The sequence below is a fragment of the Acetivibrio sp. genome, from assembly GCF_035371925.1.
GTDB lineage: Bacteria > Bacillota > Clostridia > Acetivibrionales > Acetivibrionaceae > Hungateiclostridium.
In genome coordinates, this window is record NZ_DAORXT010000029.1 from 24,707 (window position 1) to 31,648 (window position 6,942).

The window sequence follows — 6,942 nt, forward strand, 5'->3', positions numbered from 1 at the left end:
TGTTTTTTAAACAGTAAAAAAAACGGTTTTATTCTTACACTTTATTGTCATTTTCCGAATTAAAACAGAACCAGTATACGAATTCTCTATAGGGGGAGGGAATATTCATTGATAAATTTTAGTTCGTACAATTTACTCCAGCAAGAGAAAGACTCTTTTTTGGAAATTATAAAAAAAATCAAAGAAGGCGACACCTTACTTAGAAATAAGTTTATTGATGACTTTAAACCCTTTATTCTAAAATGCGTATCACAATTGGTAGGTAAAAAAAACAACTTGACACAAAGCGATGAATACAGTATTGCCCTCATTGCATTCAATGAAGCCATTGAATCTTATGATTTGAATAAAAAGACGAAATTTGTAAGCTTTTCAAAGCAAGTAATTAAAAGAAGGCTTATAGATTATTTAAGAAGCACAAATAAAAACGTTGTAACCGTACCTTTTTCATATCTCAATAATTATAATACCGGTTTTAGTGAGCATAGCAACAATACCTTTGAAGAAAAGTTTTTATATGATAAAAATTCAGACTACAGCATTGAAGTTGAAACTAAAGAAGAGATTAAGAATCTCGAGTTAAAAATATACGAATATAAAATGACCATTGAAGACTTGATTGAATGTTCTCCAAAACATCGCGATACTATAGTTTTATGCCTTAATGTGGCAAAAATCATCATAGAGAATGAATCATTATATCAGTCATTCAGAGAAAGGAAAATCCTCCCATATAAAGAGTTGGCCGAGCGTTTTAATCTATCTCGCAGAACTCTTGAGAAAAACAGGAAATTCATTATTGCTATGGTTTTTATACTTAAGAGCGACCTTGAGATATTAAAAAAATACATATATGATACAATGGGACGGTGAAATATTATGGTAAAGCAAAAGGGCACTATTATAAAGCTTAAAAATAATTTGGCAATCATTATGACCAATGATTGCAGAATTGTTTCAATAATGAGACAGCCGGGCATGTACGAAGGCTTGGAAATATCATTCAATAAAAACGAAATTATAAACAGAAAGAGTAAGCTTGTTTTTTCTTCCCGAATTGCTGCAGGAGTCGCTGCAATATTTATAATTATGTTTGTTTCTTTTAATCTATTCTATAATTATGGAGCATATGCTTATGTTGCTATAGATTCCGACACCAGCATAGAATTCGAGCTGGATAAAAACAACAAAATACTCAAGGTAAATTGTTATAATGATGATGCAAATGCTCTATTGAATGAATTAGATTTTAAGAATAAATCTATTGATTTTGCAATAAAAAAAGTAATAGAAAAATTAAATTTAAATGAATCAACTATTTTGATATCGGCATGTTTGAAAGAGCAAAACTCAAAAAAATCCGTTGCTCCCGCCAACAATGAGTCTGAAAATTTCAGTAAATTAATCGATATTTGCAAAAGCGTCGTTGAAGACAATGTCAGCGGCGGCATCGACTCAAAAGTAGTAGAGGTTCCCTATGACTACAAAAAACTGGCAGATAAAAACAAAATTTCTTTAGGTAGAAGCATTGTCTATGAAAAAGCTAAAGAACAAGGAATTGATTTCGACATTGAAGAAATAAAGGCCAAGAGCATTGGTGAGACCTTAAAGCAGGTCAAAATTGACGATGCGGGCATTGTGCATAATGTGAAAAAAGCAGAACCAAAAAATCCTGACCAGGAGCCAAAAATAAAGGAACCGCCAAAAGATAAACCAATTTCTGAGGAGAAAAAAGATCCAAAACCGGAAGTTAAGCCAATAGATGGGCAACAAGAAAAGCCGAAACCCGAGCCAAAGGCCAAACCTGAAGAAAAGCCCGCAGTTGCGCCAAAAGACTCTTTAGGAGAGAAGCCTGCTCCAAAGCCAAAAGATGGTGAAAAGGAGGAACCCAAGAATAAAGCTGAGGTAAAACCCGAGGTTGAACCGAAGCATACACCCGAAGAGAAGCCAAAAGACAAGCTCGAAGGTAAACCTGACATTGAACCGAAGAATGCTCCGAAAGAAAAGCCGAAGTATGAGCTCAAAAATATGCCTGAAGCTGGACTTAAGGATGGTCCAAAAGAAACACAAAAGGATAATCCGGAAAGTCTCCCGAAACCGGACAATAAGCTCTAAAAATGCGAAAATCCACACAAAAGATAAATTCGAAGAAAAAGTGAATACTCTAAATATCAAAGTTTTATGTAAATTTAAACTATAATCAAAAGCCTCCTTCTTGCCAACAGTTGTAAAAACAATGTTCAAGAAGCAGGCTTTTTATATTTATGCCCTATCCATGGTTCGAGCAAATAACAGCCGAAAATACTGCAACGCATACTATTATTGTAAAAAACATTTGACAAACTAATCCCAAGAACTTTATAAAACAACCGGTATTTCACGAACAATATCCATTCTCCTTTGCTCCGCATCAACTTTGCACACATAAGCCATAAGGTCAACACCGGCTTCTGCGGCTGCTTTTAACGCGTTGGCAAAATCCTTGTCCGTCCTGGCATTGGGCCTTACAACATCCGCATCCTCTCTCTGGACAATAAAAACAACCCCTGCCTTTTTCCCGCTCAGGCTTATCTTTGCCAGCTCCTCAAGGTGCCGGGTACCTCTTTTTGTTGGAGCATCGGGGAAAAATCCCTGTCTGTTTTCCACAAGTGTTACACCTTTAACTTCAATATAGAATTCGTTTCCTTCCGAAAACAGTCCAAAATCAAAGCGGCTGTTTAGTAAAGTTACTTCCCGGCGTATTTCGCCATAACCGCGGAATTTCTCAAACTTCCCTTGAATTAGTGCTTCATGCATTATTCTGTTGGGTGCATTGGCGGAGTCAATGGATACCCATATCCCGTTTTTCCTCACCAATATCAGCCCAAAGCGGGTCTTTCTCTCCATCCCGTCGTATTTCCTAACCATGACAGACGCTCCCTCTTCCAGGAGCTCTTTTAGTCTTCCCGTGTTCGGAACATGGGCCAATTCCTGTACTCCATCAACTTCCACAGAAGCTACAAACCGATTCAACCTTTTAATAAACTTTGCTTCTACAAGCTCTCCTTCAATTCGCATCTTATACTCCTTTTAATTTAAGTTCCGAAAAATAGCTATTTAATGCAAAGAACAAATGTAACATAGGATTAATTACCCATAATAAACATAAGCATAACACAATAATCAAATTTCTATTATGTAAATTTAATACTATTAAAAAAAATTTTCAAACGTGCGACTTAAAAAGATCTGCTCTTGCGAATGAATAATATAAAGTTATGGGTTTATAGATTTTTTCTTATGGCCATAAAGAAAAAATCTATAATACCGTGTATTTAACACTGGCTTATTAAAAATTATTATTTTAAAAATTTTAAAAAAAAGGGGGAGCAAAATGAAGCAAAAATTACTGGTAACTTGCATGATTCTAATGTCTTTCGCCATTTCCTTCGTTCTGTTTCCAGTAAACGTGCAAGCTAATGTGACAATCACGTCAAACCAGACGGGTACTCACGGCGGGTATAACTACGAATACTGGAAGGACACAGGAAATGGAACCATGATTCTCAAAGACGGTGGTGCGTTTAGTTGTGAATGGAGTAATATCAACAATATATTATTCCGTAAAGGTTTCAAATACAACGAAACGCAAACACACCAGCAACTCGGAAACATAACGGTAACCTATTCCTGCAACTACCAGCCAAACGGAAACTCATACCTGGGAGTATATGGCTGGACTTCTGACCCGCTCGTAGAATATTACATCATTGAGAGCTGGGGCAACTGGAGACCCCCAGGAGCAACATCAAAGGGTACTATTACCGTTGATGGCGGTACATACGATATATACGAGACCACCAGAATAAATCAGCCTTCCATCAAGGATAACACTACTTTCCAACAGTACTGGAGCGTGCGCACATCAAAGCGTACAAGCGGAACCATATCCGTAAGCGAGCACTTTAAGGCTTGGGAACGTATGGGTATGAAGATGGGAAAAATGTATGAGGTTGCTTTGGTTGTAGAAGGATATCAAAGCAGCGGAAAAGCTGATGTAACCAGCATGACAATCACTGTTGGCGGTTCTCCCGCATCACCTCAGCCCACACCTGTACCGACTCCAAGAAGTGCTTTTACAAAGATTGAGGCTGAAGAGTACAATTCCCTTAAGTCATCAACCATTGAAACTATAGGTACTTCCGGCGGAGGAAGCGGTATAGGCTATATCGAAAGCGGCGACTATCTGGTATTTAACCAAATAGACTTTGGAAACGGTGCAAATTCTTTCAAAGCACGGGTTGCATCCGGTGCGGACACACCTACCAAAATTGAGTTGAGGCTTGGAAGCGCATCCGGTACTCTTATAGGTACCCTTACAGTGCCTTCTACAGGCGGTTGGAACGATTATGAAGAAAAATCCTGCAGCATAACAAATACTACAGGAATAAAAGACCTGTACCTGGTATTCTCAGGTCCCGTTAATATCGACTACTTCATATTTGATTCCGCGAGTATAGGTCCCTCACCTACTCCTACGTCACAGCAACCGTCCTCTTTGGGTGATTTAAACGGAGACGGCAGAGTTAATTCAACGGATTATTCGGCTTTGAAAAGACATATACTCAATATAAACAAGCTTTCGGGAAGCGCTCTTGCCAATGCTGATGTAAACCGCGACGGCAAGGTTGATTCTACTGACCTTATGATGCTGCACAGATATATTCTTGGTGTTATTACTAAACTTGGATAATATTCCAGATGGAGGAGGGGAGAGCAAAATGAAGCAAAAATTACTGGTAACTTGCATGATTCTAATGTCTTTTGCCATTTCCTTCATCCTTTTTCCGGTAAACGTACAAGCTGATGTGACTATCACGTCAAACCAGACGGGTACTCACGGCGGGTACAACTACGAATACTGGAAGGATTCAGGAAACGGGACCATGATTCTCAAAGACGGTGGTGCGTTTAGTTGTGAATGGAGTAATATCAACAATATATTATTCCGTAAAGGTTTCAAATACAACGAAACGCAAACACACCAGCAACTCGGAAACATAACGGTAACCTATTCCTGCAACTACCAGCCAAACGGAAACTCATACCTGGGAGTATATGGCTGGACTTCTGACCCGCTCGTAGAATATTACATCATTGAGAGCTGGGGCAACTGGAGACCCCCAGGAGCAACATCAAAGGGTACTATTACCGTTGATGGCGGTACATACGATATATACGAGACCACCAGAATAAATCAGCCTTCCATCAAGGATAACACTACTTTCCAACAGTACTGGAGCGTGCGCACATCAAAGCGTACAAGCGGAACCATATCCGTAAGCGAGCACTTTAAGGCTTGGGAACGTATGGGTATGAAGATGGGAAAAATGTATGAGGTTGCTTTGGTTGTAGAAGGATATCAAAGCAGCGGAAAAGCTGATGTAACCAGCATGACAATCACTGTTGGCGGTTCTCCCGCATCACCTCAGCCCACACCTGTACCGACTCCAAGAAGTGCTTTTACAAAGATTGAGGCTGAAGAGTACAATTCCCTTAAGTCATCAACCATTGAAACTATAGGTACTTCCGGCGGAGGAAGCGGTATAGGCTATATCGAAAGCGGCGACTATCTGGTATTTAACCAAATAGACTTTGGAAACGGTGCAAATTCTTTCAAAGCACGGGTTGCATCCGGTGCGGACACACCTACCAAAATTGAGTTGAGGCTTGGAAGCGCATCCGGTACTCTTATAGGTACCCTTACAGTGCCTTCTACAGGCGGTTGGAACGATTATGAAGAAAAATCCTGCAGCATAACAAATACTACAGGAATAAAAGACCTGTACCTGGTATTCTCAGGTCCCGTTAATATCGACTACTTCATATTTGATTCCGCGAGTATAGGTCCCTCACCTACTCCTACGTCACAGCCGACGTTGGCTTTGGGTGATTTAAACGGAGACGGCAAAGTCAACTCAACAGATTATTCGGCTTTGAAAAGACATATACTCAATATAAACAAACTTTCGGGAAGTGCTCTTGACAATGCTGATTTAAACGGTGACGGCAAGGTTGATTCCACTGACCTTATGATTCTGCACAGATACCTTCTCGGTATAATCACATCTTTCCCACGCAGCAGCACACAAACCTAGCAACCCACCGCAACCAACCAGCCCGCCGCAACCGACAATTAATCCAAATGCAAAGCTTGTGGCCCTTACCTTTGACGACGGTCCGGACAATGTGCTTACGGCAAGGGTTCTCGATAAGCTTGATAAATATAATGTTAAAGCAACATTCATGGTGGTTGGCCAAAGAGTTAACGATTCTACAGCAGCCACCATCAAGAGAATGGTTAATTCGGGCCATGAGATAGGAAATCATTCATGGGGTTATTCGGGCATGGCTAACATGAGTGCTGCGGATATAAGGAAATCTATTGCCGATACAAATGCAGCCATCCAAAAATATGCAGGAACGACACCTAAGTTCTTCCGTCCACCGAACCTTGAAACAAGTCCTACATTATTCAACAATGTTGACTTGGTATTTGTAAGCGGTCTGACGGCAAATGACTGGGTTCAGTCCACAACTGCACAGCAGAGGGCATCGGCAATTATAAACGGTGTTAAAGACGGCACAATAATTCTGCTGCACGACGTTCAACCCGAACCTCATCCTACACCGGAAGCTTTGGATATAATTATTCCAACACTAAAAAGTCAGGGCTACGAATTCGTAACCTTAAGCGAGTTGTTCAGATTAAAAGGTGTTCCAATAGATCCATCAGTTAAAAAGATGTATTACTCTGTACCATAAGCAAAATTCAGATATTTGACCGTTAAAATGAGGGGAATAATTTTACTCCCCTCATTTTACTTTAATTTTACTATTTTTATTAAAAAATGATTATCCCACAAAAAGTATCGGTTCTAAATAAAATTTCTTAAACCTATT

Annotated in this window: 4 protein-coding genes and 1 pseudogene; 4 read left to right on the top strand and 1 reads right to left on the bottom strand. The window is 39.5% G+C overall.

Going from position 1 to position 6,942, the window contains the following annotated elements; translation table 11 throughout:
* The first annotated feature begins 108 nt into the window (after positions 1-108).
* Positions 109-873: an RNA polymerase sigma-I factor gene (sigI, locus tag PLH43_RS05880; RefSeq protein WP_324361071.1), complete on the top strand. Its 765-nt coding sequence runs from the start codon at positions 109-111 to the stop codon at positions 871-873.
* 6 nt (positions 874-879) lie between these two features.
* Complete coding sequence (locus PLH43_RS05885; RefSeq protein ID WP_324361073.1) at positions 880-2,115, top strand: anti-sigma factor domain-containing protein; 1,236 nt, start codon at positions 880-882, stop codon at positions 2,113-2,115.
* A gap of 243 nt (positions 2,116-2,358) precedes the next feature.
* Here PLH43_RS05885 and sfsA read toward each other — a convergent pair whose 3' ends face one another.
* Entirely contained in the window at positions 2,359-3,057 is a 699-nt protein-coding gene (sfsA, locus tag PLH43_RS05890; protein WP_324361075.1) for a DNA/RNA nuclease SfsA, read from the bottom strand.
* A gap of 316 nt (positions 3,058-3,373) precedes the next feature.
* On the opposite strand from sfsA, the gene PLH43_RS05895 reads away from it, so the two are divergent.
* Both PLH43_RS05895 and PLH43_RS05900 read left to right on the top strand, forming a co-directional pair.
* Positions 3,374-4,732 carry a glycoside hydrolase family 11 protein gene (locus tag PLH43_RS05895; protein ID WP_324361077.1) on the top strand — a complete coding sequence of 453 codons (1,359 nt, stop codon included), beginning with the start codon at positions 3,374-3,376 and terminating at the stop codon, positions 4,730-4,732.
* Positions 4,733-4,760: 28 nt separating this feature from the next.
* Positions 4,761-6,804: pseudogene (locus tag PLH43_RS05900) on the top strand (glycoside hydrolase family 11 protein).
* Positions 6,805-6,942: the final 138 nt, after the last annotated feature.

Excerpts from the sequence above, each read along its gene's own strand:
- PLH43_RS05895 (WP_324361077.1), top strand. The coding sequence starts at position 3,374 with ATGAAGCAAAAATTACTGGTAACTTGCATGATTCTAATGTCTTTCGCC.
- sfsA (WP_324361075.1), bottom strand. The coding sequence starts at position 3,057 with ATGCGAATTGAAGGAGAGCTTGTAGAAGCAAAGTTTATTAAAAGGTTG.
- PLH43_RS05885 (WP_324361073.1), top strand. The coding sequence starts at position 880 with ATGGTAAAGCAAAAGGGCACTATTATAAAGCTTAAAAATAATTTGGCA.